The sequence below is a fragment of the Brachyspira sp. SAP_772 genome (assembly GCF_009755885.1).
Taxonomy (GTDB): domain Bacteria; phylum Spirochaetota; class Brachyspiria; order Brachyspirales; family Brachyspiraceae; genus Brachyspira.
This window is the reverse complement of the sequence record NZ_VYIX01000001.1, coordinates 332,461-358,889: the sequence shown is the minus strand read 5'-3', so window position 1 is coordinate 358,889 and position 26,429 is coordinate 332,461. Positions and strand designations below refer to the sequence as shown.

The window sequence follows — 26,429 nt, the reverse complement described above, 5'->3', positions numbered from 1 at the left end:
ATATAACTATATAATACTAAACATAAAAATATTTGTCAATTTAATTATTTACTTCAATAAAATTAGTTTTTAAATCCTTATTGATTTCTTCTATTTTATAATTTGGCAACACATTCAATAATCTACTTTTTAAAAATCTTTCAATTGTTTCAAATATTATAACATTTGGTTTTTTATCAACTATATCAACTATATCAAATTTATTAACAGATATAACACTTGTTTCATTAAATGAAGGAAATATATAATCTAATAATTCTTGGGCCATAGAATCTCTAATAATATATATATTGTTAGTATTCATTGAATATTTATTTGTATAATAATAATTTATTCCCCAACTCATAAGGTTATTAATCATAATATTTGTTTTTTTACTTATAAAATTACTTATTACAAAAATTTTATCATCTTTAAAATATTCTAAACTTGACAAAGCTACATAATTTGCTGTTTGACTATAATGTAACCAAGAATTTCTATATTTATAATCAAAACTTAAAATATTTAAACTTTCTAAATTTCTAACATTAATAGAAAATAATTTCATTAATTTTGAATACGCAATATATCCACCTAATGCATTCCAATGATGATCATAGCGATAATATAATTGATATTTATCTTTATATTTTATTAATTCATCTTTAGGATATACAATTTTTATATCTGTATTTTTTATCATATACTTTACAAATTCATCTGTCGAATTTATATTTGTTTTTCTTTTTACATAATTAGGCATATAATTTGTATATATGAACTCTTTATCAGGACATATCATTAATATAAAATCTATATTTCTTTTTTTAAGTTCATCTCTAAAATTTAGTAAATTATTTTTACAAATTTCTAATTCCATATCAGAAAAATAGAAGTTTTTAATTCCAATATAATTTTCAATAGTATTGTCTATTTTATTATCTCTCTTAAAAAATAACCATTTATTTTTTCCTAATAATGTTTTATCTGATATAAAATTTCTAAATACAAATAAATCTATCAAATTTTTTAATTTTATAATCTCACTTCTAAAAGGAATATAATCATTAAAATATTTTTCATATTCATTAGGATATTTACTTACATTATTTATAGATAAGGTAGGTTTTTGAGCCTTTAATCTATTCTCATAATTAGTCTTATCAAAATAATTTCCAAATAAAAAATACATTATATTAGGCATAATCAAAAAACATAAAAATATAAATAATATATAAACATATCTATTTATATTAATAATTTTACATAATAAAAAATTTAAAAATTTCAATATAATATTTTTTAATTCATAAATAAAAATAATTAATAATATACAAGATAAAAATAATATGCTTAAAAAATTAAATTTAAGTTTTAATTTATAATAAATATCATCTATTTTTTTTTCTTTTAATTTCTCTAAGCTAACTAAATTACCAAATGGAGTACCAAAATTATTATTCATTTTTATTTCTTCTATATAATCAGGCAAACTATTAGTATTTAAATAAACTCCATATATATCACTATTTCCAAAAATTTTACTATAATAACTAATTCTAAAATTATAACTATATTTTGAAATATTGGAATTTGTAAAAATATAATTAGTTAAGGATGAATAATCTAATTTGTTATTTGAAGAAAATAATTTTTTTGTATTTTCTACATCAATATTATTTAATTTTAAAGTATTATCTGCATTAATAGATAAGTTTGATAAATAACCTTCTCTATTAAGATTACCTAAAATAAATAAAAAAAATATTAAAGATACATATATTATCAAATATATTAGCAACAATTTTCTATCTTTTCTAAGAAGAAAAAAAATGTAATAAATAATATTCAATAAAATTTTTCTAAAAACATATAATAAAATAATAAATATATAAAATAATATTAGGTATATTAATAAGTTAAAAAATTTAATATATAAAGAATATTCTATATTATCTATTTTTTCTTGTTCTATTATTTTAGAGCTAATTAAAATACCAAAAGGACTTCCTTTTTCTTGAAATTTTACATCAGATATATAATCAGGTAAACTATTAGTATTTAAATAAACTCCGTATATATCACTATTTCCAAAGACTTTACTATAATAACTAATTCTAAAATTGTAACTATATTTTGAAATATTGGAATTTGTAAAAATATAATTAGTTAAGGATGAATAATCTAATTTGTTATCTGAAGAAAATAATTTTTTTGTATTTTCTACATCAATATTATTTAATTTTAAAGTATTATCTGCATTAATAGATAAGTTTGATAAATAACCTTCTCTATTAATACTTCCTAAAACAAATAAAATTGAGGTCACTATGATAAAAATAACACCAACATATAATAACGTTTTATTAAATAAAGTTTTATTTTTCATAAATTACACCTACCATTAAAATCTGAAGTAAATAAATGGATTGTAAGTACCATTAACTAAATACATAATACAAATAAACAATAGTATGAATTGAATTATACTTTCTAATATATAAACTCTGCTTGAAAATATAGCTTCTTTAACTTTTGGAAATAAACTTTGAAATAATCCGCTGAATAATATTCCAAATATAAAACAAACTAAAGTCTGAGGATAAAAGAAATATCTTACTGTATAAATACTTTCATGATAACTAAACATTAATTTGTATAAATCTAATGCATGAGTTAAATTATTTGCTCTAAATAATACCCAACCTAATAAAAATACGAATATTACATAAATATGATTTAAAAATTTTAATTTATTCTTTTCCAACAACTTACCTAAAAATATTCGCTCTATTATCAAGAAAAATCCATGCCATAAGCCCCAAAGAATAAAATTGAAACTAGCTCCATGCCATAAGCCTGTAGCAAAAAAGACTATAAATAAATTAAGATAAGTAAAATATTTCCCTTTTCTGTTTCCACCTGAAGGTATATATAAATATTCTTTAAACCATGTAGATAATGATATATGCCATCTCCTCCAAAACTCTTGAACTGATTTAGATATATAAGGATAATTAAAGTTTTCTAAGAACTTAAACCCAAACATATGCCCTAGTCCTATTGCCATATCAGAATAACCTGAAAAATCATAATATATCTGAAGTGTGTAAAGAATTGCTGCCACCCAAGCTAATGCTGTACCTATTTCTCCTACGGGCTGTTTTAATATTTCATCACAAGATAAAGCAAACATATTAGCAAGTATTACTTTCTTAGATAGTCCATATATAAAACGCTTTATACCATAACTTATATTTTCTAAACTCTCGGTTCTATTCGTTATTTGAGTGTCTATATCATGATACTTAACTATTGGACCTGCTATTAACTGCGGAAAAAAGGATATATATAATGCCAAATTAATAATATTTTTCTGTGCCTTATTATGTTCTCTATAAACATCTATTACATAAGATAGAGCCTGAAAAGTATAAAATGATATTCCTATTGGTAAAATTATATTTTTTAATGAAATTAATTCTTTTTTTGATATTGAATTAATTATTGATATAGCAAAATCGGTATATTTGAAATAACCTAATATTAATAAATTAATTACTATACATAACGCTAAATATATTTTCTTTTTTGATTTATTATTTTCTTCTATAGCCCTATCTATTAATAATGCAAAAATATAGTTAATGACTATAGAAGAGAACATTATCAGAGTATAACTAACTCCGCCCCAAGCATAAAATATAATACTAGCTATTAATAATAAAACATTTCTATATTCTTTTTTAATTAAATAATATGATATAAAAACTACTGGCAGAAAAAGCCACAAAAAAATCATGGAACTAAAAAGCATTAGTATAGCTCCATGTTATAAAAGTTATATATAGAAAACTTAAAGATAAATAGTTTAGTGCGGTGCGGTGCGGTGCGGTGCGGTGCGGTGCGGTGCGGTGCGGTGCGGTGCGGTGCGGTGCGGTGCATAAGATTACTCCGATTTTTTATTATATATATTACAATAAATATTAAGTAATGTCAATTTTTCAAAATTATTATTTTATAAAAATATATTATATTATTGACTATAAAATACACTATGATATAATCTATTTCAAACGGCTAATATGTAGAGGTTTTAGTGAATATAAATGAAATAATGGATAACCCCGAAAAACAAATTGAGGTGTTTTCTAATATTATAAAAAAAATGAATTCTTCAACAGACTATGAAGAAAGTTTAATAACTCTTATATCTGAAATAAAAGCCGTTATGAATTCAAATACAATTCTTTTATATTTAGTAGATCAAGAATTAAGTAATCTAAACTTTGAAATGTCTATAGGTCCATTAGGCGATAAATGTTTTGGCTCTATTATAGATAATGATAAACCCATAGCAGTAAGAGCATACACTACATCAGCTTCATTATATTCTAATGATCCAAAAGAAGATTCAAATTTTGTTCCTTTGAAGGATATGATAGGAGATGAATTAAAAAATATATTATTCGTACCAGTAAAGATTAGAAAAAGAAACATAGCGGCAATATTTCTGTTAAATAAAAAAAATGGTAATTTTGTAGAAAAAGATACTGTATTAATGAAATCTTTTGCTCATTTAGTATCTTTATCTCTGGTAAACAAAATTAATTATGAAAAAGCACAGTCAAGAGCATATGAAGTTGCTGCTTTATACGAAATGTCTATATCTATAAACAGATGCGAAACAGTTGATGAAATATTAAACAATAATATTAGTATAGTATGCGAAGCTTTTGAGGCACATAGAGTTTCCGTGATATTAAAAGAAAATGGAGTGTTCAAATTTAAAGCTGCAATAGGTATTGATGAAGATATTTTGCAATATGGAATAGTTACAGTAGAAGACAATGTACTTGCTGAAATATTAAAAACCAAAAAGCCTGTTTATTCTGTTAATGTTTCTAAAGATCCTAGATTCAAACCAAATAAATCTTTAAGATATACAAGAGAGAGTTTTATAGCAGCACCTATAATTATAAAAGATGAAATAATAGGCTTTTTATGTGCTACAGAAAGAAATATTAATAAAGCATATAATTTAAGTAATTTAATGCTATTAGAAATGTTAGCTCAGCAATTAGGTGAAAATTATATGCATGTACTTTTATCTGAAGAGTCTAAAATAAAAGAATCTCTCACAGAAGAAATTAATTATACAGAGCAATTACAAAAAAGCGTACTTCCAACACATTTTCCAAATGATAATTTATTTGATATTGCAGCAATAAGCATACCAAGTAAAAACGTAGGCGGTGACTTCTATGATTATATAAAAATAAGCAGCACTAAATATGCACTTATAATAGCAGATGTATCAGGTAAGGGATTAGGTGCTGGCTTCTTTATGACTATGACAAGGTCTATATTAAGAGTTTATTTCTCCCAAATAGATGACCCAGCAAGCATATTAAAATATACTAACAAACATATTTATGAAGACTCTAAAAATGGTATGTTTGTTACTTGTTTTTTAGTTGTAATAGATACAAAAAATAAAACTTTAACTTACTCTAATGCTGGACATTTACCTCAATATTTAGTAAAAAAAGATGAAGCTTCAAATACAAAAATAATAGAAGAGATGCATGCAAGAGGCAAGCCATTAGGGTTTGTAAAAAATGAAGTCTATACAAATAAAAAAATACAATATTCATCAAATGACACAATAGTATTATTTACAGATGGGGTAACGGATACTTTCAATAGATTTGATGAAGTTTATGGGGATGACAGATTAAAAGAACTCCTTAAAAATGATTATGATAATCCTAAAGAGTTATTAGATGATATAGTAGAAGAAACTGTTAGATTTAGAGATGAAGTAGCTCAATTCGATGATATTACTCTATTAATAACAAAAATTTTATAATTTTTTTAAAAATTAAACAAAATTTATATGCTTGATTAATTGAATAATTGTTTTATAATATAAAGAATAACTTTAATACATTTAGGATAAAAAATTGAAAGTAAAAGATTTCTTCAAAAACAAATTAGCTAATTTAAAAAATAATTATAATAGAGTAAATCTCAATAAATTTATAAAAATATATATAGCAGTATTAGTTGTAATATTTTCTATAGGCACTTTAATATTTGCATTTTTAATAGCAGATATTATAAGACAGCCAGATGTTCAAGCGGTAGAATTATATAAGCCAACAATACCAACAAAAATATACGACATAAAAGGCGAAGTTATATCAGAGTTTTTCTCAGAACAAAGAGCTTTAGTTGAATATAAAGATTTGCCTGCTCACCTTATAGAAGCAATTATATCTATGGAAGATAATAATTTTATGACACATAACGGCATAGATATAATAGGTATATTTAGAGGTACTATAGGAAACATGATAGTTGGTAAAAGACCAAGAGGAGCAAGTACCCTAACCCAACAGGTGGCAAGAGGAATAGTATTAAAATCCAGAGAAAGAACCATTATGAGAAAATTAAAAGAGATCTGGGTAACATTTCAAATAGAAAAGAGATTAACTAAAGAAGAGATAGTAACATTATATTTCAATCAAATATTTTTTGGCCACTCAGTTTATGGTGTACAGGCAGCAAGCAGATTTTATTTTAATAAAGACGTACAAGATTTAGATTTAGCTGAATGTGCTATGCTTGCAACACTCCCTCCTTCACCAAACACCTATTCCCCTATCAATAATCCAAACATATCAATGAGCAGACATAAACTTGTATTAAAAAGAATGACAGATTTGAAGTTTATAAGCCAAGATGAAGCAGATAATGCCTATAAAGAATTTTGGGCTTCTTATAGCGGAAAGATAGGAAGAAGAGGATCTACTGCTTATAGTGCTTCAATAGACAGAGCTCCATATATTACAGAATATGTTAGAAGAGAATTGATTGACAAATACGGCGAAAAAGCATTAAAAGAAGATGGATTAAAAATATACACTACTATAGACATAGAAAAACAAGAAGCTGCACAAAAATTATTAACAGAAGCCTTAAAAGAATATAATGACAAATATGAAGGCGGTTCTATGGATATAAGCACTATCTATGACAGAGAGCTTATAGATAAAGTGGAAATGCTTTCATTATTATTTGAGCTTCCAGAAAATATGGCTAGAAACAAATTCTCTATAGCTGTCCGCTCACTTCTTAACCAAGACACATCAACTTCATTAGCACTTATTTCAGATATGTTTGGTATGGAAGAAGTTAATGACATTATGATGGAAGTAATGAAGGCAGATGAGGCAGAATTATCACGTCAAATAGAAGGGGCATTAGTTGCAATAGACCCAAGAAATGGATATATAGTTTCTATGGTTGGGGGCTCAGGATTTACTCCAAGAAACCAATTTAATAGAGCTACTCAAGCAAGAAGACAGGCAGGAAGTGCATTCAAGCCTTTCGTATACGCTGCTTCTATGGACGTAACTAATTATAACCCAGCAACCATAGTAAGCGATGCTCCTATTGGTTTTGTACCAGAGGAAGGTGAAGAAGGAAAGGTTTGGATACCGAAAAACTATTCGGGCAATTTTAAAGGAGATGTTAGTTTAAGATACGCTTTAGCTGTTTCACTTAATATTGCTACAGTTAATGTATTAAATTATGTTGGTATTACAAATGCAATAAGATATATAGAGCCTATATTTAAAGCACAGCCCGATGATGCTAAATCAAAGAGAATGTTTAACCCAGATTTAACATTAGGACTTGGTACAGGGCTTTTCACACCATTAGAGCTTACTACAGGATTTGCCACTATAGCAAACAAGGGTAAAGAGGTTGAGCCTATACTTATAAGATATGTTACAGACAGATATGGTGTTATGATGGATAATTTTGAAGAGGATTTGAAAAGAGAAATTAGCCTCAGAGGCGGAGCTAAACAGGTGATGAGTGAAGAAGTTGCCTATATGATTAGTGATATATTAGCTGGAGTACTTAGAGGTGGTACTGCTACTAGTGCTATGTATGAAGCTGGATTTACTAGAATGGGGGCTGGAAAAACTGGTACTTCCAACGACTGGAAAGATGCTTGGTTTGTGGGTTATACTCCTGAACTTACTACTGGTATATGGATTGGTTTTGACTCTTTCAAATATTCACTTGGTAACCATCAGGTTGGAGGAAGAATTGCTGCTCCTATTTGGGGTAAATATATGGTAGCCGCATTAAAAGAAATAAAACCTACTTGGTATTCTCAGCCTGAAAATGTTGTTAGATTGGAAGTGTGTGCAAGAAGCGGTAAATTGCCTAGTTCTTCTTGTCCTGCTCTTACTACAGATTTATTTATAAAAGACAAGATACCTCAAGAGACTTGCAATGTTTGTGATACTTATTTAGAAGACACTAGCAATCTTGACAGTATAATTGATTCTTTCTTTGATTAATAATGTTTTATGAGTAATATAGTTAATATTGATTCTAATGTTTTAAGATATAATAATATTTTAGCTATTCCCTCTATACATTCAAGGGTATATTTTGCTTTGGCTGTGAGAGAAGCTTTTTATAATTTTAAGCCCGATGCTATAGTGGTAGAACAGCCTTTAAACTTTTATAAATCTCTAAGAAATGCTGTTGCGAGGCTTCCATTTGTTAGCCTAATTATAAGAGAGATAGAAGATGAAGCTGTTTATATACCTATTGACCCTTGTGACTCTATTATAGAAGCTATAAGGCTTTCAATAGATGAAGAGCTCCCATTATATACAATAGACAAAGATATCACATCAATAAACACCAACTCTCATTATCTTATGCCTGATGATTATTTATTAAATAAGATTGGGCTTGAAAGTTTTTATAATGAAATAAAAAATAATTACTCATTCGTAAAAACTAAAACTGATGAAGAGAGAGAATCGTTTATGGCTAAAGAGTTAAGAGATATCTCTCAAAAGCATGAAAGAATATTATTTGTTTGCGGAATGTCGCATTGGGATAATATTTTAAATTTACTAAAAAAAGAAAAAACAGAAATTAATGATGAAAAAATTGAATATAACGAAGACAACAACAAAATATTTAATATACATAAAAACTCTATAAATAAAGTGCTTGGAGAGTTTCCATTTACTTCGTATATGTATGAAAAATACAGAAACAATGAATTAGAAAAGTTTGATAAAATAGAAATTATAGAAAGTATCTTTAGAGAAGCTAAATTAAGATACAAGCTTCCTATATCTATATTACAACAAAAAAATATGATGAAATATTTAAGAAACTTATGTATATTAGACAATTATATTCTTCCAGATTATATAGATATGCTTACAGCTTCAAAGTGTATGATTAACAATGATTATGCTTTGGAAGTAATGGAAGGTATGGAGTATTATCCTTATTACACAGATGAAGATGAGAATTATCCTACAATAAAATTAAACCGCGACCCTGCCACTAACGGAATGGAGGGCTTATTAAAAGACAAAAAAATAAAGCTCCATAAACATGATAATATATGGAAAACTTCTTTTAAGAAAGTGCATGTAACAACTCGTCCAAAAGAAAAATATGACGGAGAATGGGCTGACACTTGGAATAAGAGAACTAATTTACTTTCGCATATACCTGAAGATGTGCTTATGGAAAAGCATATGAATATACTTAGAAACAAAATTAGAAACATGCTTACAGAAGATAAGGCAAAAATAGAGCCTTTTAAGGTGAGCATTAAAGACGGTATTGATATGCGTGAGACCATAAGAAATTATTATAAAAAAGAGATATATGTTAAAGAGATTCCAAAGATAAAAGGCAATATTGGTCATATGGTTGTGATATTTGATGAGGAACATGATGAAGATTATGATTGGAATATAGTTTGGTATAGCGAAGCACATGATGACAGCGATTTAATACTTTATTCAACAGAGCCCGGTAATACTTTAGTTGGTCCCGGTATATCAAAATGCTTTTTTGGAGGTTATGCTTCATTAATGCCTCCGCAGGCTCCGTATGATGTATGGAGAGAATATGCTAAACTTAAAAAAGACGGTATAGTGAGAAATTATGCTGATTTATTATTGTATACTGCTATAGTTTATTCTGTGGACAAATATTTAGGTTATGTTGCCCCTACTCCACCGTCAAACATATTAAAAGAGTTTGCTAAAATGACAACAAAAGTAGAGATAGTTTATGTACCATTAAATACCTTCTCTAGTGAAACATTAAGAAAACTAAGACATTTCCATGTACTTGGAGCCAAGAGACTAAGAAGCATAGCTAACGATTATATTATTTAGTAATTATATATAAACAAAAATTAGTTTTTTTATTTGTGGTGGCTTTGCCCCCTGCGAAGCGTGCCAATAGGGTGCACACCCCCACTTCTTTTGCGACCGAAGAGAGTCCTTCAGGGCGACCGAAGGAAGTGCCTGTGGGTATTGCCAGAAAGAAGCAAAAAGGCTACATTTTTTTAACTTAAAATATATGCATTATCTTATACTTTATACATATTCCAAAATATACAACGCTATAGTATTTGTACTTTTTGCAACTTTTTGCTACTGGAAAAAGTTGATAGAAAATAATTATTTTAATATAGACTAAAAATTTTTAAGTCTCTCAAAAATATTTTTATGTTTTTTTATTCTCGGGGGCTAGCCCCCGAACCCCTACTTCTTTTGCGACCGAAGGGAGTCCTTCAGGGCGACCGAAGGAAGTGCCGGAGGCGTAACCCAAAGAAGCAAAAGGACTGCATTTAATGAAGTATAGCTTTTTATATATAACAAAATATAAATATTATTTTAGCTTTATATATTCCAAACATACAAAGCTAAAACGTTTGCACTTTTTGGTTCTTTTTGCGGCGGGAAAAAGAACAACAAAAAATTGATATAGAATAATTGTTTTACTATATACTACAAATTTTTAACTTTCTTTATTTTTATTATTTGCAGGGCTTTGCCCCGCACCCCAGTTCTTTTATTGGTATAAAAGAACCAAAAGAACTGCATTTTTATCAAGTATATCCAAAAAATATGGCATTATTTCATATATATTTCTTAGATATAAAACTTAAATGCTTATACTTTTTGTTAAGGAAAAAAGTTTAATAAAAAACTCATACAAAATAAATATTTATCAACTTAGTTTTGAACAAATATATTACTTTTCAAAAGGATATTTTATCTTCCAGCTTCTTCTTAAAGTGTCCATTATATTCATAACTCTTATAATATCTTCATGAGGCATTTCTTTACATTCTAGCTTTTTGTTTCTAATAGCATCTACACAAGAAATAACTTCATATTCATAACCGCTTATTTGTTTTGGAACTTTAATAGTTTTTACAACTTTTCTGTCTAATGAATAAACTGTTATACTTTCTGGGTTATTGATATTTTTTACAACAATATATCCTTTATCTCCATTAATAACAGCTTCTCTATTTGTTAAAGCTGACATAGTACTGTTTAATACCGCCATTTTTCCGTCATCAAAAGTAAGAGTAATAGAGTTTTGTTCATCTACTCCTTTTTTAGTCTTCACACAAGTAGAATCTATTTTTTTTATTTTATTTCCAAATACCATAAGAGCGAAATTGATAGTATAAACTCCAACATCAAGCAAAGCCCCTCCTGCTAATTCTGGCTCTATCAATCTTTCTTTTTTATTTATAACATAACCTAAATTTGCTGTTAGAGAAGTTACCTTACCTATAATGCCACTTTTTATAGTTTCATTAATAATATCTCTGCTTGGCATATATCTAGTCCAAATAGCTTCAGCAAGTAAAAGTTTTTTCTTTTTAGCAAGAACTATAACATCTCTAGCTTGTTTTGTATTAACAGTAAAAGCCTTTTCACATAAAACATTTTTGTTGTTATTGAGACATAGTTTTATATGCTCATAATGATGAGAATGAGGTGTTGCTATATAAACTAAATCTACATTTTCATCTTTCACCATCTCTTCATAAGAACCATAAAACTTTTTAAATCCATATTTTTTAGCAAAAGCCTTACTTCTTTTTATATCTCTTGCACTTACTGCATAAGATTCTACATCTTTTATTTTTGAAATAGTCTTAGCCATAGTTTCAGCTATAGTGCCTGCTCCTATAAATCCTATATTAATTTTTTTCATTATAAAAAACCTCTTATAAAATGTTTATAGAAATATGATATTATTATTTCTTATATTGTCAAGAAAATTATTTGTCATAAACTTTTTAATTATATTAAAATTTATTCATGTCTATATATAATATACTTAATCAATATTCAAAAATATAAATAAAAAATTATAATTAATATGAATAAAAATAAAATAATTTAATTATATTTATTAAACTATTTTTTTAATATCTGATATATTTGAATTGTATATTTTAGCATTGTTTGATAACTCAATGATTGTTTTAGCAAAATAAAAATTATCATTTAAACAAGGTACTAATATAAAATCCTTTATATTATATTTACTTATAGCTTCTTTTCTGTATTCCATATCTATTTCATAAATTGTTTCAGAGTTGTCTATTGTAAATGCTAAAGGATATATTATTAATTTTTCTCCTTTATATTTTTTTATTATGTCTATTGTGGCAGGAGAAAGCCATTCTATTTTTCCTATTTTTGATTGATAAGAAAGAACAATATCTTTAAAATATAATCCTTCCTTATAGAGTTTTTCTTTTAATATTTTAGTATTATAATTACATTCATATTCATACGGATCGCCTTTATCAGCATACATTTTTGGTATTGAGTGTGCTGAAAATATTAATATATATTCTTCAGAGTTTTTATTTACTATTGAATCTTTTATTAATTTTATTATAGAATTATTATAATTATCATCATAATAATATCTGTCTATTATATTAATTTTTGGATTATATTTTAGTTTCTTCATAGCCTTATAAACACTTTCTAATGATGATTTTACTGTAACTTCTGAATATTGAGGATACATACTAAATAATATAATTTCTTCTACACCGCTATTTTTTAATTCTTTCAATACATCATAAGCATAAGGATGAGTATAATTCATTATATATTTATAATCTGATAAACTGTCTAATTTATTAAGTTTATTTACTAATTTTTCTGTATATTCATTTATTGGAGATTTTCCTCCTATAGCTTCATAATGACTTATAACATCAGGTTTTATTTTATTTACTATTTTTTTTGACACCATATTTCTTATAAATCCGTTTTTTATATTTAGAATATAATAATCATTAAACATATTAACTAAAAAAGTATTTATTTCCTCAATATTTTTTGGTCCGCCCATATTTAATAGTATAACGCTTTTTTTATATTTAGACTTATTCATAATATATCCTTATTAGTAATAATTATTAATTATAATGCATTTTTATTAATTAGTCAAATCTAAAATATAATTTTTATTAATAATAATTAAAATAAATTGCTGATATGTTTAAAGATAAATTAAGAAGAAGTGTTTAAAATTTTACAGTTAGTTGATAAATAATAAATTTCTATCTATAAAACAGAGGCTTTTATGAAATCATATTATGACAAATTTAGAAATTTTGACTATATACAAAAAAGATGCACCTATAAAAGATGCATCTATTATATTTAAATTATAATTCTATTTTTTTGATTAAACCAGTAGGAATCTCTGGAATATATATAACATCATTTATAACATCTATATCAGCAGCACCTATCAAAGAACCTTCAATTTTTTCTAATTGTTCTTTTGTGCTTATATCAAATACATATATAGAAGCATTAGTTCCTCCTTCACCCCAATCTGTAACATATAGTTTATTGTTATATACAGCTATACCGTCTAATCCGCCTGAGCCTATTATAGAATCTATCCATTTACCTAATCCGCTTCCATCTGCATTAAAAGAATATATATAACCCGTATTTTCTGCTCCCATAAATCCATTTGAAACAACATACAATATACCATCATTAAAAGCTATTCCATTAGCACCATAAACATTTTCAATAGTGTTTACAATAGAAAGCGATGAGTTATTTTCTATTTTTATTATATATACCCTACTCTTTCCTGTATCTGTAACTGCTATAGTATTATCATCTATTGCAACTACATCATTTAATAATTTGGCATCATTTATAGCGAGTTTTGTTATTATAGTATTATCTTTAACATTGGCAAGCACCACATTTCCAGCTAATTCTGTCTCATCATCTTGATCAGCAATAGCAATAATATCATCAGTGATAAAATAAAACCCCTTAGGTGAATCTAATTCTCCTTCAAAGAGTTTTATTGGATTAGAGCCGTCTTCATTAACACATAAGAAAAAGCCGTCATTTGCTTTGCCTGTATTTCCAATATTTGCAATATATAATTTTCCATTTCTTAATCTTATACTTTCAGGTGCAGCAGTGCCTTCAACATCTATTAACACAGCTTCTTTTTTATTATTAGATGATGAAGAATTTTGTTTATTGCATGAAACAATAAATATTATTATAAAAAATAACGCTAATATAATTTTATTCATAAAAAAACTCCATAACATTTTTTATTTTAAAAATATATTATTTATAATCTATATCAATATAAAATTATGATAAAAATAAAAAAGCACATATTATAATCGAATTATAATATATGCTTATAATTATTTATAAATTATACAAGAAAATTATATAATAAATTATAATTGTACTTTCTTAATTAAGCTTGTAGAAAGCTCTGGTATATATATAACATTATTAACTAAATCTATATCAGCAACACCAGACAAAGAACCTTCAATTTTTTCAATCTGCTCTTTAGTATTTAAATCAAACACATAAATACAAGCATTATTATTAGCACCGTTTTCGCCCCAATCAGAAACATATAACTTTCCGTTTGCAATAGCTATACCATCTAAAGCACCAGCACCCAATCTTGAAGCTGTCCATTTAGTTAAGCCTGTACCGTCTATATTTAAAGTATAAATATCGCCTCCATTAGCATCGCCTCCGAATGTGCTTCCTGCTATATATAATACTCCGTTATCTAAGAATATGCCATTAGCACCAACTACACCTGTTACTGATGAAGTAATAGATAAAGCTGAATTATTATCAACATTTACGAAATGAACTGTAGAAGCACCAGTGTCAGTTAATGCTACTTTTGTAGGAGTTATAACTACTGTATCATTTAAGAATTTAGAGCCTTCTATAGGAAGTTTAGTTATTATTTTATTTTCTTTTACATTAGCTAATACTAAATTACCTGTCATAGAGCTATCATTAACTTGATCAGGTATAATAATAATATCATCATTTAAGAAAGAAAAACCTTTAGGGCTATCCAATTCACCTTCAAAAAGTTTTTGAGGGTTAGAACCATCTTCATTAGCAACAATGATAAATCCGTCTTTAGGTGCATTAGGGTCTCCCAAATTTGCTATATATAATTTACCATTTCTAAACTTAACACTCTCAGGTGCTGCTAATCCTTCAACATTAATAGCAACCGCTTTTTTTACATATTGAGCTCCTGAAGTACTGCTGCTAGCTTTAGTTGTTCCATCTCCAGAATTATTTGAACAAGAAACTGCAAATACTACTAATGATAAAATTAAAAAAAGTTTATTCATTTTTTTCTCCTCTTTATTTATTCATTAAAAAAATTTATACAGCACTTTCAATATTATATCAATAGTCTTTAAACAAAATATTGTTACCAAAACAGTTACAATACTAAAAATAAAAAACTATTGACTATTATGCTTATTAAATTTATTATAATATCATGAAGATTAACACTAAATTATCAGTTGCTACACATATAGTTTTATGCATAGCCTTTTTTGAAAATGAAGGCACTACTTCTCATCTGCTTGCAAAAAGCGTAAAAACTAATCCCGCCCTAATAAGAAGAATTCTATTAAAACTTCAAGATGCTGGAATAGTTGAAACAACTAAAAAGGGAAGCAAACTTATAAAAGATGAAAAAGATATAACATTGCTGTCAATATATAAAGCAGTATTCACAGAAGAAGAAAGAGGACTATTTAGTTTTCATCACCCTAATCATGTTTGTCCGGTTGGTTGTGCTATGTTTGATGTACTTGGAGAAGAGTTTAATAGTGTAAAAGAAGACTTTGAAAAATCATTATCCAAAATCACTATCAAAAAAATAGTTGATGAAGTGAAAAAAAGAAAAAAGCATTTAGACTTTATGAATAAGTAGTTTTTAATGTTTTAAAATTGTTATTTTGTTGCCTTCAAGTTTTATTATTTTTTCTTTTGATAGTCTATTTAATTCTCTTGATAATGCACTTCTATCTGAAGATATAAACTCTGCTAATTTATCTCTATTATACGGTATTACTATATTATTAGATTTTTGTATATTAGACATATATTTTAAATAAAGCATTATTTTACTTCTTAAACTTTTTTGACTTAATATATCATTTTTTATAGAGAGAAATATATTTTTATCAGATAAAACTTTAATGAGATTTTGCAAAAAAATTGCATTACTAAAAATATTATTAGTATTTATTTTTAATATCTTAGTATTGGTAAAAGATAATGCCTGTATTGTAGAAATCTTCTTTGTAGATAATGCAAAAGATTCTGCAAAAATATCTCCAGCATTTAATATATTAACTATGTTTTTTCTTGCATCATCATATTCTTTTGAAACTTCTACCATTCCATCTAATATTAAATAAATATGCTCTATACGATCTCCTATGTCTATAATAGTATTTCCTTTTTTATATGATTTATTTTGATATCCAAAACTATTAATTATATTAAGAATATTATCTCTCTCTATATTATTAAATAAACTTGATTTTAATATTATATCTATATACTCTTCCATAACTCAAACTCTCAATTATATAATAACTAATATAGTACTTTTTATTAAAAAATCAATATTATCTAGTTGCCATAGCAACTGAGTTTTTTATAAAAAATAGTATTATAAAAACAATTAATAACTTTTATAAATAGGAGTTTAAGCAAAATGAAAAGAAGAATAATAAAAATAGATGAAGATAAATGCACAGGCTGTGGAGAATGCATACCAGATTGTCCTGAGGGAGCTTTACAAATAATAGACGGAAAAGCAAGACTTATAAGCGATTTATTTTGTGACGGGCTTGGAGCTTGCATAAAAAAATGCCCAGAAAATGCAATGACTATAGAAGAGAGAGAAGCAGAAGAATATAATGAACAAAAAGTAATGGTAAATATTGCTAAAGGCGGTGCTAATGTAATAAAGGCTCATCTAAAACATTTAAAAGAGCATGGAGAAGATAAGCTTTTTAATGAAGCTATAAAATATTTAAAAGATAATAATTTGGAGGTACCTAACATGGAAGAAAACAAACCTTGCGGATGTCCCGGAAGCATGCAAAGGGACATGAGAGATAAAATGCCTACATCCAACAACAATATAAAGATGGATTCTGAGTTAAGAAATTGGCCTATACAGCTAAAACTTATGAACCCAAATGCCACCTATCTTAATGATATAGATTTACTTATTAGTGCAGATTGTGTTCCTTTTACTTATGCAAATTTCCATTCAAAATTCTTGAAAGGCAAAGTGCTTATGATGTTGTGTCCTAAACTTGATAGCGACATAGATTCATATATTGAAAAACTCGCTAATATATTTGAAACAAAAAATATTAAATCTATTACAATAGTTCGTATGGAAGTGCCTTGCTGCGGAGGTGTTGAAATGATAGTAGAAGCAGCTCTTAAAAAAGCAAATAAAAACATCATAATAAAAGAATACACTATATCCATAGATGGAGAAATAATCTAATAAAAAATAATAATGAGATGATTATAAACTAATCATCTCATCATACTTGAAATAATTAATCTTAAGATATATTATTCTTTATAATATATTTAAGGATTAATTTTCAATGAAAAAAAGAGTTCTCATACTTGGTGCTACTGGTTCTATAGGAGTGAATACTTGCTCGGTAATAGAACATTTTTATAATGACTTTGAAATAGTAGGAATTACTACAAACACAAAAATCGATGTATTAAAAGAAGAATGCATGAAATTCAAACCAAAATATGTGCATATCTCTTCTCAGGAAGCTTTAGAAAAGTTCAAAAAATTTAATATCAATGTTAATATCTATGAAGGAAGTATAGCTGATTTTGTAAAAGATATTGATTTTGACATATTAGTAAATGCTTTAGTAGGCTATTCAGGTTTTCTTCCAACAATAGAAGCAATAAAAAAATCTAAAATGGTGGCATTAGCAAATAAAGAAACATTAGTTGTAGGCGGAGATATAATTAATGATTTATTAAAAAAACATAATGCTAAATTGGTGCCAATAGACAGCGAACATTCTGCAATTTTTCAAATATTAAATCATTTTAGCAATGTAGAAATTTCAAAAGTAATAATAACAGCATCTGGAGGACCTTTCTTTAGAACTCCAAAAGAAGAGTTAAAAAATGTTACAGTGGAAATGGCTTTAAAACATCCTACTTGGAATATGGGCGGAAAAATTACAATAGATAGTGCCACTATGATGAATAAGGGCTTTGAAGTAATAGAAGCTCATCATTTATTTAATTTGGATTATGATAAAATAGAAACTATTATACACCCTCAAAGTTTAATACATTCTATGGTTGAGTTTGTAGATGGGGAGATATATGCACAAATTGGAAAAAATGATATGCGTCTTCCTATACAACATGCCCTCACCTACCCTGAAGTAAAAGGTACACCATTTGAAAAATTAAAACTTTATGAACATAGTGAGATTAATTTTTATAAGATGGATTTTGATAAGTTTATTATGCTAAAACTTGCTTATGAATGCGGCAAAAAGGGAGGATTATATCCTTGCATATTAAATGCTGCTAATGAAGTATGTGTATATTCTTTTTTGGAAAGAAAGATAAGATTTACAGAAATATTTGATATAGTAGCGAGAATGGTAAAAATTAATGTTTCGCATATACCGCTTACTGTGGAAAATATTATAAAAATTGATAATGAAACAAGAAAAGAAACTTTAAAATTAATAGAAACTATAAAACATATGTGAGAAAAATTATGAAAGAAAAAATAATAATTGGTTTTTCAAAATTAATAATATTTAGAGAAATATTAAAAACAAAAACTATAAAAAAATTAATAAAGTTATTAAAATATAATTCTAATGATGATACAGAAACAACATCTTTATATTACGATTTTTTAAATGAACTTTATAATAATAATGATAATATAGGAGAGTATTTATTAGAATATATATTTAGAGATGATAACATATATATAAAAAAAATATTATTAAAACAAAATATAAATAAAAACATAGAAAATGCTTTAAAAGAAGAATTAGATTTTTTTAGTTATTTATCTGAAATTAATTTGTCTGATATTTATAATAATTTTGCAGGGTTAGAAACAAAAAAAATTGATTTTTATAATATATACTCTAGTCATATAAAAGAAATTAGCAAAAAAGGCTATGGAATATTTTATAACAACAATATGTTCACACTTGATGAAAGAAACAACATAACAAAAGCAGAACATCAAGATAAACAAGATATAAAACAATTATATGGTTATGAGAGAGAAAGAGAGAAAGTAATACAAAACACTAGGGTCTTATTAGAAGGAAAAAAGGCTAATAATATACTTCTTTATGGTGATGCTGGTACTGGTAAAAGCAGCACTATAAAAGCTATTGCCAATATGTTTAAAGATGAAGGTTTAAGGCTTATTGAAGTTAAAAAAAGTCAATTATCATTTATCACAGATATAATACAAAAACTAAGTTTAAGTCCACTTAAATTTATAATATTCATAGATGATTTAACTTTTTCTTCTAATGATGACAGTTTCTCATATTTAAAAGCAGTACTTGAAGGCGGAGTAAACTCTTTTCCACAAAATATAGTAGTTTATGTAACTTCAAATTATAGGCATTTAATAAAAGAAAATTTTAATGACAGGACAGGAGATGATATACACGTAGAAGACACTATTCAGCAGATAATGAGTTTAACAAACAGATTTGGTATAGTTATAACTTTCCAAAGACCAGATAAGGATTTATTTGTAGATATAGTGTTATCATATGCAAAAGACTATAATATACAAATAGATAAAGAAGAACTTATAAAACAAGCAGAAAGTTATGCTATAAGAAGTGCAGGAAGAAGCCCAAGGGTTGCAAAGCAGTTTATAGAGACTTTATTATAATTTAAATAATAATTCTTAAACTATAATACATAAATATATTTCTATATTAATCAGGAACATTAGGAAATTTAAATATTGTGTAACCTGCTATATTAGTAAGTTCAATAGCATTATTATTTATAAGATATTCCATCTCTCTATTATTTCTATTATCATCCCAATTATTGATAAGTATATCATCTCTTATTGCATATAATATATCAGGACTTTTAGAAATATTTAAGTTCATATTTGTAAAATATATTTTAAAAATGTCCTCAAATTGTTTATGAACTATACCAGAAAAACTATCATATATAGCAATTTTCTTACCCTGAGAATCATCTTTAATAAAATTTCCAACAGCATACAATGCTTCTTCACTTCTAGGTTCTTGAAATAAGTAAAAATATCTATACATCTCTCCCGATACAGCAAACACATTAAGAATAAAGAATATACTAATAACTAATTTCTTTTTATTATTAAAATTATTTTCGTAAAACTTAAAAAATAAAATATATGTAATAAAAGAAATAGAGAAAGCAGAGTATAAATAATGAAAAGTACCCGGTTTAGATCTAAAAATAATAAATGATAATATCGTTATAGGTATAAACATTAAAAATACATAAAACATTTCTACTACTGTTCTAGTTAATTTATCATCTATATTTTTATTTTTTATAACTATAAAAATAGAGTTAAAAAACAAAAATACAGATATTAATACTGATAAAATTAAAAATATTAATCCATAAAAATAAATACCATTTTTTGTCCAAAAATAATATACAGAACCAAATCTTGTACCTATCATACTTGACATTTCATTAGTAGGAAAAATAAGCAATGCATATATTTGAGGAAATGGAATTCTATTTAACCCATCTCTTATATTCATAGCAAGTTTTAAATTATTAAAACCATTTTGAAATTCAGATACTAAATAAGGTAAATACAATAGAAAAGCTATAAATACTCCAATACTCCAATATAAAAAATAATGTTTTGTAGTTTTAAAACGTATTATAAGATAAACTATAATTGTAGGAACCATAGAAAAGAAAACTACAAAATGCCCTTGAGCCATTAAAGCAAGTATTGGAAAAATAAAAATTGATGATATTTGTTTTATTTTTTTATTATCATTATTAATATATTCAAATAAAAATATAAAAAATAAAAAGCTAAATATTAATGTAATATTAGGATTCCAAAAATCTGTTATCGCTAATATAACATAAGGATTGCATAATATCAAAGCAGACATTATAGAAGTAATAAAAATACCAAATTTTCTATAAAACCAAAATAAAAATACAATTAATATTATCAAATTAAATATTAAATTAATAATTCTAGCATTTAATAAATTTTCATTAGATAATTTATAAAATAATGTATAAAATATATAATATGCTCCTCCCGGAACTCTAGGTGTTGTAATTTCTCCATTAATTATTTCACTTGCTATAAACCTTGTACCTGTAGTAGGCAGCTTATTAGAATCATACCATTTTTTCATGTCATAAAAATGCTGAACCTGATCCATCCCTATATATCTTTTATCAACTGCATAAAATGAAATAAATATGCATGCTATTATGGATATAATTATTAATATAATACTATATAACTTCATACATAATATCCTTAAGGTTTTCTAAAAGGTTCATCACCTATATATTTATATAAATACAATTTAGAAGTATTTATTATTGGTATAGAATTTTTATTTATATAATCCATATAATTAGATATACTCTCATCTGTTTTTTGAGAAGATGCTACCATATTTATTATAATATAAAAATTGCTAGAATCATCAACTTGATTAAAAACAGACTCTGGAAAATAAATTTTAGCAATATCTCTGTATAAATAATTATAATTCGCATCATATACTAATTCTACTTTAACATCACTATTCTTAGAATCATTATATAATGATGATATTATAGTTTCAATATTTCTAAAACTAAAAGGCTCTTCATAATTTTTTACATAAGTTGTTATTTGAAAAGTCATAACAATTATATTTAGTATAATTAATAAAGATGATGTAAATAAAAATTTATCAATTTTGAATTTACTTTCTTTTTGTATAAAAAATAAAATTATAGGTAAAAAAGAAAATGAAAAAAATTGATAAAAATAATGTATTTTAGCAAACTGACCTGCAAACATATTACCAATTATTGTAATAGGAATAAATAATAAGAATATTCTCATCATTTCAATAATTATTTTTTCATTATTTGAATTTACTTTGTATTTTTTATTAAAAGAAAAATATATAGCTCTCAATAAGCATATAAATGCAAAAATAATACTGATAAATAAAAATAATACCCCTAAAAATTTAATTGGATACATATTCCAAAATTTTATAATTGATATCATCTTTGAACCATAAAAGGCCGACATTTCATTAGTTGGAAAAACAAATAAAGATTGAATTTGAGGAAAAGGGAATTTACTAAAAGAAGAACGTGTATTAAAAATCATATTTAAATTAGAAAAATTAGTTTGTATTTCAGAGATAAGATAAGGTAAATATTCTAAAAAAGATAAAAATATTCCTATGATAAAAAATTTCATATATTTTAATGTTCTTTTAAACTTAATAATCAAATAAATTATTATAGTTGGAACAAAAGAGAAAAATACAAAAAAATGTCCTTGTGCCATTATTGCAAGTACTGGAAAAATAAATATAGCAGCAAATCTTACTATATTTTTTCTTGTATCATTTTCTTTATTTTCATCTATATATTCAAATAAAAATATAAATAATAAAAAACTAAATATTAAAGAGAGATTAGGATTCCAAAAATCTATAATCGCTATAACAAAATAACCATTGCATAAAATTAGAGGTACAATAAAAGAAGTAATAATTAAGCCAAATTTTTTATAAAACCAAAATAAAAATATTGATATTATAATTAAATTAAATATTAAATTAATGATTTTAGCACCTAATAAAGTTTCTGAAGCTAATTTATAAAATAAAGTATATATTATATAATACGCTCCTCCCGGTACTCTGGGGGTAGTAACTTCATCGTCTATAATTCTAGTAGCCATAAACCTAGTACTAGTAGTAGGAAGTTTTTTACTTTCATACCATTTTTTCATGTCATAAAAATGAGTAGGCTGATCTATTCCTATTGTACCTATAAACTTTTTAGGCACACTATAATGCAGCAAAAATAAATTAGCAAAAATAGCAGATACTATTAATAAAACAGGTATAAATATATACTTATCAAATCTCATAAATAATGTTTATACTAAATGGCAAGCACAATAATGCCCATTTTCAACTTCTCTAAACTCAGGAACTTTCTCAGCACAAATAGCCTCTGCCTTAGGACATCTTGTTCTAAACTTGCATCCTGATGGAGGATTGATTGGAGAAGGTATTTCACCAGAAAGTATTATACGCTGTTTGTTTTTTGCAACTGAAGGCTCTGATATAGGTATAGCAGAAATTAAAGATTGAGTATAAGGGTGAAGTGATTTTGTGTATAATGATTCACTATCAGTAAGCTCAACAATATTACCCAAATACATAACAGCTATTCTTTTAGATATTTGACGCACCACCGCTAAATCATGAGCAATAAACAAATAAGTAAGTTTCATATCTTGCTGCATATCATAAAGCATATTTATAATTTGAGCCTGAATAGAAACATCTAAAGCAGATACTGGCTCATCGCACACTATGAACTCTGGATTAACAGCCAAAGCACGAGCTATACCTATACGCTGTCTCTGCCCGCCAGAAAACTCATGCGGATATCTCTGTGCCTGTTCAGCATTAAGTCCAACAAGTTTAAGGAGATTAATTACTTTCTCTCTTCTTTCTGATTTTGTAGAATAAAGTTTGTGAACATCAAGAGCCTCGCCTATTATGTCTTCAACAGTCATACGAGGGTTAAGTGAAGCATAAGGGTCTTGGAAAATAATTTGCATTCTTTTAGCATATTGTCTGTAATTATTTTCATTAACTTCCTCTCCATTAAACAATATCTTTCCGCTTGTAGGTTTGTAGAGATGAAGCAAAGTTCTTCCAAGTGTAGTTTTACCGCTTCCAGATTCTCCCACAAGTCCAAAAGTTTCTCCTTTGTTTATAGTGAAAGATACTCCATCAACGGCCTTTACTGTTTGTATATTTCTTCCAAACAAACCGCCCTTTATTCTAAAATGTTGTTTTAAATCTTGTATTTCTATTAAAGGTGCCATAATTTTTCCTTTTATTTCATTAATTAATTAGGCATTTGATGAAGCCAGCAAGCAGAAAAATGCCCCTTCTCAAATTCAGTTCTAGGAGGTTTATTGTCTATACAAACCTTCATACATTCTTCGCATCTTGTGCTAAAAGGACAGCCTGCTTTCATATTAAGTAAATCTATAGGTGTTCCTTCTATAGGTATAAGTCTATCTTGTTTAATATCAATACGAGGTAAAGACTTAAGAAGCCCTAAAGTATAAGGGTGTTTAGGTCTTTCAAATATATCAAATACAGTACCTCTCTCTACTATGCCGCCGCCATACATTACTATAATGTCATCAGCCATATCAGCTACAATACCAAAGTCATGCGTAATAAGTATAACAGCCATATGTATTTTTTTCTGTATATCTTTTATAAGCTCAAGTATCTGTGCTTGTATTGTAACGTCGAGTGCAGTTGTAGGCTCATCAGCAATAAGTATTTTAGGGTCTCCAGCAAGTGCCATAGCTATCATTATACGTTGACGCATACCGCCTGAAAGTTCATGCGGATACTGTTTTATTCTTCTTCTTGGTTCATTAATACCAACCAATGTTAAAAGTTCTACAATTCTTTCTATTGCATCTGGAGTGCTTATTTTTTTATGAGTAGTTAAAGCTTCCATAAGCTGATTGCCTATAGTATATACTGGGTTCAAACAAGTCATGGGGTCTTGGAAAATCATTGATATAGAATCACCCCTTATTTTCTTTTTTTCATGTTCAGAAAGCTTTATTAAATCAGTACCTTCAAAAAGTATCTCTCCATTAATAATTTTACCGGGCTCTTCAATAAGTCCCATAATAGAATAAGCAGAAACACTTTTTCCGCTTCCAGACTCCCCAACTATTCCTAATACCTTAGATTTATCTAATTTATAAGAAATATTATTAACAGCCTTAACTTCTCCAAGCGGTGTAAAAAAAGATACGCTTAAATTTTTAACTTCTAGTAAACTTTCCATTAAATACCACCTTTATAGCTTTTTATCTGTTTTTCATTCTAGGGTCTAAAGCATCTCTAAGTCCATCACCCACCAAATTAAAACAAAGTATTATAACACTTATTAAAGCAGCAGGGAAAAGCAGCTGATAAGGATAAGAATAAACCCCGCTAACAGCATTTGAAGTTAAAGAGCCAAGTGAAACCATAGGAGCACTTACACCCAAACCTAAGAAACTTAAAAAAGCCTCAACGAATATAGCATTAGGTATCTGAACCATAGCTGATACTATTATTGCTCCCATAGCATTAGGTATTAAGTGCTTAAAAATTATTCTGCCATGAGAAGTACCTAAAGCCCTAGCAGCAGTTACAAACTCCTGATTTTTTAATGCTAAAATCTGTCCTCTAGTCATTCTAGCCATATTAGTCCAATATAGCAAAGATATAACTATAAATATACTAAAAAGTCCGGGACCTAAAAGTCCAATTCCTCTTAATGACTCATTTTGTAAAAATAGTTTATCCATAGGAGCTTTAAGAACAACTGACAATAATACAACAATTAAAAGTGTAGGCACAGCACTAATAATATCTACTATACGCATCATAATATTATCAAGCATACCGCCAAAATATCCAGATATAGAACCATATACTATACCTATTATTACAACCAAAGTAGCAGACACTATACCTATTAAAAGAGATATTCTAGCCCCTATCATACAACGCACAAGCAAATCTCTTCCCAAAGTATCTGTACCAAATGGGTGTTCTAATGTGGGCAAACTATTTTCAACACCTCTATTTATTTGAGCATATTCGTATTCTGATATTATAGGTATAAATATAGCAAGAAGAGCTATAATGCCTATTATAATAATAGAAACTAAAGCCACTTTATTTTTTTTGAATCTTCTATAAGCATCCTGCCAATAAGTTACACTCTCTCTCTTCACCTCGGCAGCAGCCTTTTCTTCTTCGCTTGCCTTTACAAATAATGATTTATCTAAACTATTTTCCATTTATTATTCCT

The 26,429-nt window shown here is 26.6% G+C and carries 19 protein-coding genes; 7 read left to right on the top strand and 12 right to left on the bottom strand.

All coding sequences use genetic code 11. From position 1 onward, the window contains the following. Positions 1–40: 40 nt before the first annotated feature. Positions 41–2,371, bottom strand: coding sequence for an alginate O-acetyltransferase AlgX-related protein (locus GQX97_RS01550; protein ID WP_157150207.1), 2,331 nt, complete (start codon positions 2,369–2,371; stop codon positions 41–43). Between the two features lie 15 nt (positions 2,372–2,386). Next, positions 2,387–3,799, bottom strand: coding sequence for an MBOAT family protein (locus tag GQX97_RS01545; protein ID WP_157150206.1), 1,413 nt, complete (start codon positions 3,797–3,799; stop codon positions 2,387–2,389). 282 nt (positions 3,800–4,081) lie between these two features. Here GQX97_RS01545 and GQX97_RS01540 point away from each other — a divergent pair, with 282 nt between their 5' ends. From GQX97_RS01540 to GQX97_RS01530, 3 genes are all read left to right on the top strand, one after another. Further along, the gene (locus GQX97_RS01540; protein ID WP_157150205.1) at positions 4,082–5,854 is read left to right on the top strand and encodes a SpoIIE family protein phosphatase; all 1,773 of its coding nucleotides are present in this window, start codon (positions 4,082–4,084) and stop codon (positions 5,852–5,854) included. A gap of 94 nt (positions 5,855–5,948) precedes the next feature. Continuing rightward, positions 5,949–8,366, top strand: coding sequence for a penicillin-binding protein 1A (locus GQX97_RS01535; RefSeq protein WP_157150204.1), 2,418 nt, complete (start codon positions 5,949–5,951; stop codon positions 8,364–8,366). A 9-nt stretch (positions 8,367–8,375) separates the two neighbouring features. Next, positions 8,376–10,229, top strand: coding sequence for a conjugal transfer protein TraB (locus GQX97_RS01530; RefSeq protein WP_157150203.1), 1,854 nt, complete (start codon positions 8,376–8,378; stop codon positions 10,227–10,229). An 865-nt stretch (positions 10,230–11,094) separates the two neighbouring features. On the opposite strand, the gene GQX97_RS01520 is transcribed toward GQX97_RS01530, so the two are convergent. The 4 genes from GQX97_RS01520 to GQX97_RS01505 form a co-directional block, all read right to left on the bottom strand. Continuing rightward, entirely contained in the window at positions 11,095–12,075 is a 981-nt protein-coding gene (locus GQX97_RS01520; protein ID WP_157150201.1) for a Gfo/Idh/MocA family protein, read from the bottom strand. Between the two features lie 201 nt (positions 12,076–12,276). Further along, the gene (gene hemH, locus GQX97_RS01515; protein ID WP_157150200.1) at positions 12,277–13,278 is read right to left on the bottom strand and encodes a ferrochelatase; all 1,002 of its coding nucleotides are present in this window, start codon (positions 13,276–13,278) and stop codon (positions 12,277–12,279) included. Positions 13,279–13,555: 277 nt separating this feature from the next. Then, a complete protein-coding gene (locus GQX97_RS01510; protein ID WP_157150199.1) occupies positions 13,556–14,461 on the bottom strand; it encodes an ATP-binding protein in 906 nt (301 codons plus the stop codon). A gap of 156 nt (positions 14,462–14,617) precedes the next feature. Continuing rightward, on the bottom strand, positions 14,618–15,556 hold the full coding sequence (locus tag GQX97_RS01505; protein ID WP_157150198.1) for an ATP-binding protein: 939 nt from the start codon (positions 15,554–15,556) through the stop codon (positions 14,618–14,620). A gap of 155 nt (positions 15,557–15,711) precedes the next feature. Here GQX97_RS01505 and GQX97_RS01500 point away from each other — a divergent pair, with 155 nt between their 5' ends. After that, on the top strand, positions 15,712–16,152 hold the full coding sequence (locus GQX97_RS01500; protein WP_157150197.1) for an Rrf2 family transcriptional regulator: 441 nt from the start codon (positions 15,712–15,714) through the stop codon (positions 16,150–16,152). A gap of 3 nt (positions 16,153–16,155) precedes the next feature. Here GQX97_RS01500 and GQX97_RS01495 read toward each other — a convergent pair whose 3' ends face one another. After that, the gene (locus tag GQX97_RS01495) at positions 16,156–16,797 is read right to left on the bottom strand and encodes a Crp/Fnr family transcriptional regulator (protein WP_157150196.1); all 642 of its coding nucleotides are present in this window, start codon (positions 16,795–16,797) and stop codon (positions 16,156–16,158) included. A gap of 147 nt (positions 16,798–16,944) precedes the next feature. On the opposite strand from GQX97_RS01495, the gene GQX97_RS01490 reads away from it, so the two are divergent. The 3 genes from GQX97_RS01490 (at position 16,945) to GQX97_RS01480 (ending at position 20,181) form a co-directional block, all read left to right on the top strand. Further along, on the top strand, positions 16,945–17,754 hold the full coding sequence (locus GQX97_RS01490; protein ID WP_157150195.1) for a 4Fe-4S binding protein: 810 nt from the start codon (positions 16,945–16,947) through the stop codon (positions 17,752–17,754). 106 nt (positions 17,755–17,860) lie between these two features. Further along, positions 17,861–19,015: a 1-deoxy-D-xylulose-5-phosphate reductoisomerase gene (gene dxr, locus GQX97_RS01485; RefSeq protein ID WP_157150194.1), complete on the top strand. Its 1,155-nt coding sequence runs from the start codon at positions 17,861–17,863 to the stop codon at positions 19,013–19,015. A gap of 8 nt (positions 19,016–19,023) precedes the next feature. Next, positions 19,024–20,181: an ATP-binding protein gene (locus tag GQX97_RS01480; protein WP_157150193.1), complete on the top strand. Its 1,158-nt coding sequence runs from the start codon at positions 19,024–19,026 to the stop codon at positions 20,179–20,181. Between the two features lie 46 nt (positions 20,182–20,227). On the opposite strand, the gene GQX97_RS01475 is transcribed toward GQX97_RS01480, so the two are convergent. The 5 genes from GQX97_RS01475 to GQX97_RS01455 are packed head-to-tail and all read right to left on the bottom strand — an operon-like array spanning position 20,228 to position 26,418. Further along, positions 20,228–21,805 (bottom strand): hypothetical protein, encoded by a 1,578-nt coding sequence (locus GQX97_RS01475; RefSeq protein WP_157150192.1) that lies wholly within the window; start codon positions 21,803–21,805, stop codon positions 20,228–20,230. 11 nt (positions 21,806–21,816) lie between these two features. Continuing rightward, positions 21,817–23,445, bottom strand: a complete 1,629-nt coding sequence (locus tag GQX97_RS01470) for a hypothetical protein (RefSeq protein ID WP_157150191.1) — start codon at positions 23,443–23,445, stop codon at positions 21,817–21,819. Between the two features lie 9 nt (positions 23,446–23,454). After that, a complete protein-coding gene (locus GQX97_RS01465) occupies positions 23,455–24,417 on the bottom strand; it encodes an ABC transporter ATP-binding protein (protein ID WP_157150190.1) in 963 nt (320 codons plus the stop codon). Positions 24,418–24,440: 23 nt separating this feature from the next. Next, on the bottom strand, positions 24,441–25,412 hold the full coding sequence (locus tag GQX97_RS01460; RefSeq protein WP_157150189.1) for an ABC transporter ATP-binding protein: 972 nt from the start codon (positions 25,410–25,412) through the stop codon (positions 24,441–24,443). A gap of 22 nt (positions 25,413–25,434) precedes the next feature. Then, positions 25,435–26,418, bottom strand: coding sequence for an ABC transporter permease (locus GQX97_RS01455; protein ID WP_157150188.1), 984 nt, complete (start codon positions 26,416–26,418; stop codon positions 25,435–25,437). Positions 26,419–26,429: the final 11 nt, after the last annotated feature.

Excerpts from the sequence above, each read along its gene's own strand:
- GQX97_RS01550 (WP_157150207.1), bottom strand. The coding sequence starts at position 2,371 with ATGAAAAATAAAACTTTATTTAATAAAACGTTATTATATGTTGGTGTT.
- GQX97_RS01545 (WP_157150206.1), bottom strand. The coding sequence starts at position 3,799 with ATGCTTTTTAGTTCCATGATTTTTTTGTGGCTTTTTCTGCCAGTAGTT.
- GQX97_RS01530 (WP_157150203.1), top strand. The coding sequence starts at position 8,376 with ATGAGTAATATAGTTAATATTGATTCTAATGTTTTAAGATATAATAAT.
- GQX97_RS01520 (WP_157150201.1), bottom strand. The coding sequence starts at position 12,075 with ATGAAAAAAATTAATATAGGATTTATAGGAGCAGGCACTATAGCTGAA.
- hemH (WP_157150200.1), bottom strand. The coding sequence starts at position 13,278 with ATGAATAAGTCTAAATATAAAAAAAGCGTTATACTATTAAATATGGGC.
- GQX97_RS01510 (WP_157150199.1), bottom strand. The coding sequence starts at position 14,461 with ATGAATAAAATTATATTAGCGTTATTTTTTATAATAATATTTATTGTT.
- GQX97_RS01505 (WP_157150198.1), bottom strand. The coding sequence starts at position 15,556 with ATGAATAAACTTTTTTTAATTTTATCATTAGTAGTATTTGCAGTTTCT.
- GQX97_RS01500 (WP_157150197.1), top strand. The coding sequence starts at position 15,712 with ATGAAGATTAACACTAAATTATCAGTTGCTACACATATAGTTTTATGC.
- GQX97_RS01495 (WP_157150196.1), bottom strand. The coding sequence starts at position 16,797 with ATGGAAGAGTATATAGATATAATATTAAAATCAAGTTTATTTAATAAT.
- GQX97_RS01490 (WP_157150195.1), top strand. The coding sequence starts at position 16,945 with ATGAAAAGAAGAATAATAAAAATAGATGAAGATAAATGCACAGGCTGT.
- dxr (WP_157150194.1), top strand. The coding sequence starts at position 17,861 with ATGAAAAAAAGAGTTCTCATACTTGGTGCTACTGGTTCTATAGGAGTG.
- GQX97_RS01480 (WP_157150193.1), top strand. The coding sequence starts at position 19,024 with ATGAAAGAAAAAATAATAATTGGTTTTTCAAAATTAATAATATTTAGA.
- GQX97_RS01475 (WP_157150192.1), bottom strand. The coding sequence starts at position 21,805 with ATGAAGTTATATAGTATTATATTAATAATTATATCCATAATAGCATGC.
- GQX97_RS01470 (WP_157150191.1), bottom strand. The coding sequence starts at position 23,445 with ATGAGATTTGATAAGTATATATTTATACCTGTTTTATTAATAGTATCT.
- GQX97_RS01465 (WP_157150190.1), bottom strand. The coding sequence starts at position 24,417 with ATGGCACCTTTAATAGAAATACAAGATTTAAAACAACATTTTAGAATA.
- GQX97_RS01460 (WP_157150189.1), bottom strand. The coding sequence starts at position 25,412 with ATGGAAAGTTTACTAGAAGTTAAAAATTTAAGCGTATCTTTTTTTACA.
- GQX97_RS01455 (WP_157150188.1), bottom strand. The coding sequence starts at position 26,418 with ATGGAAAATAGTTTAGATAAATCATTATTTGTAAAGGCAAGCGAAGAA.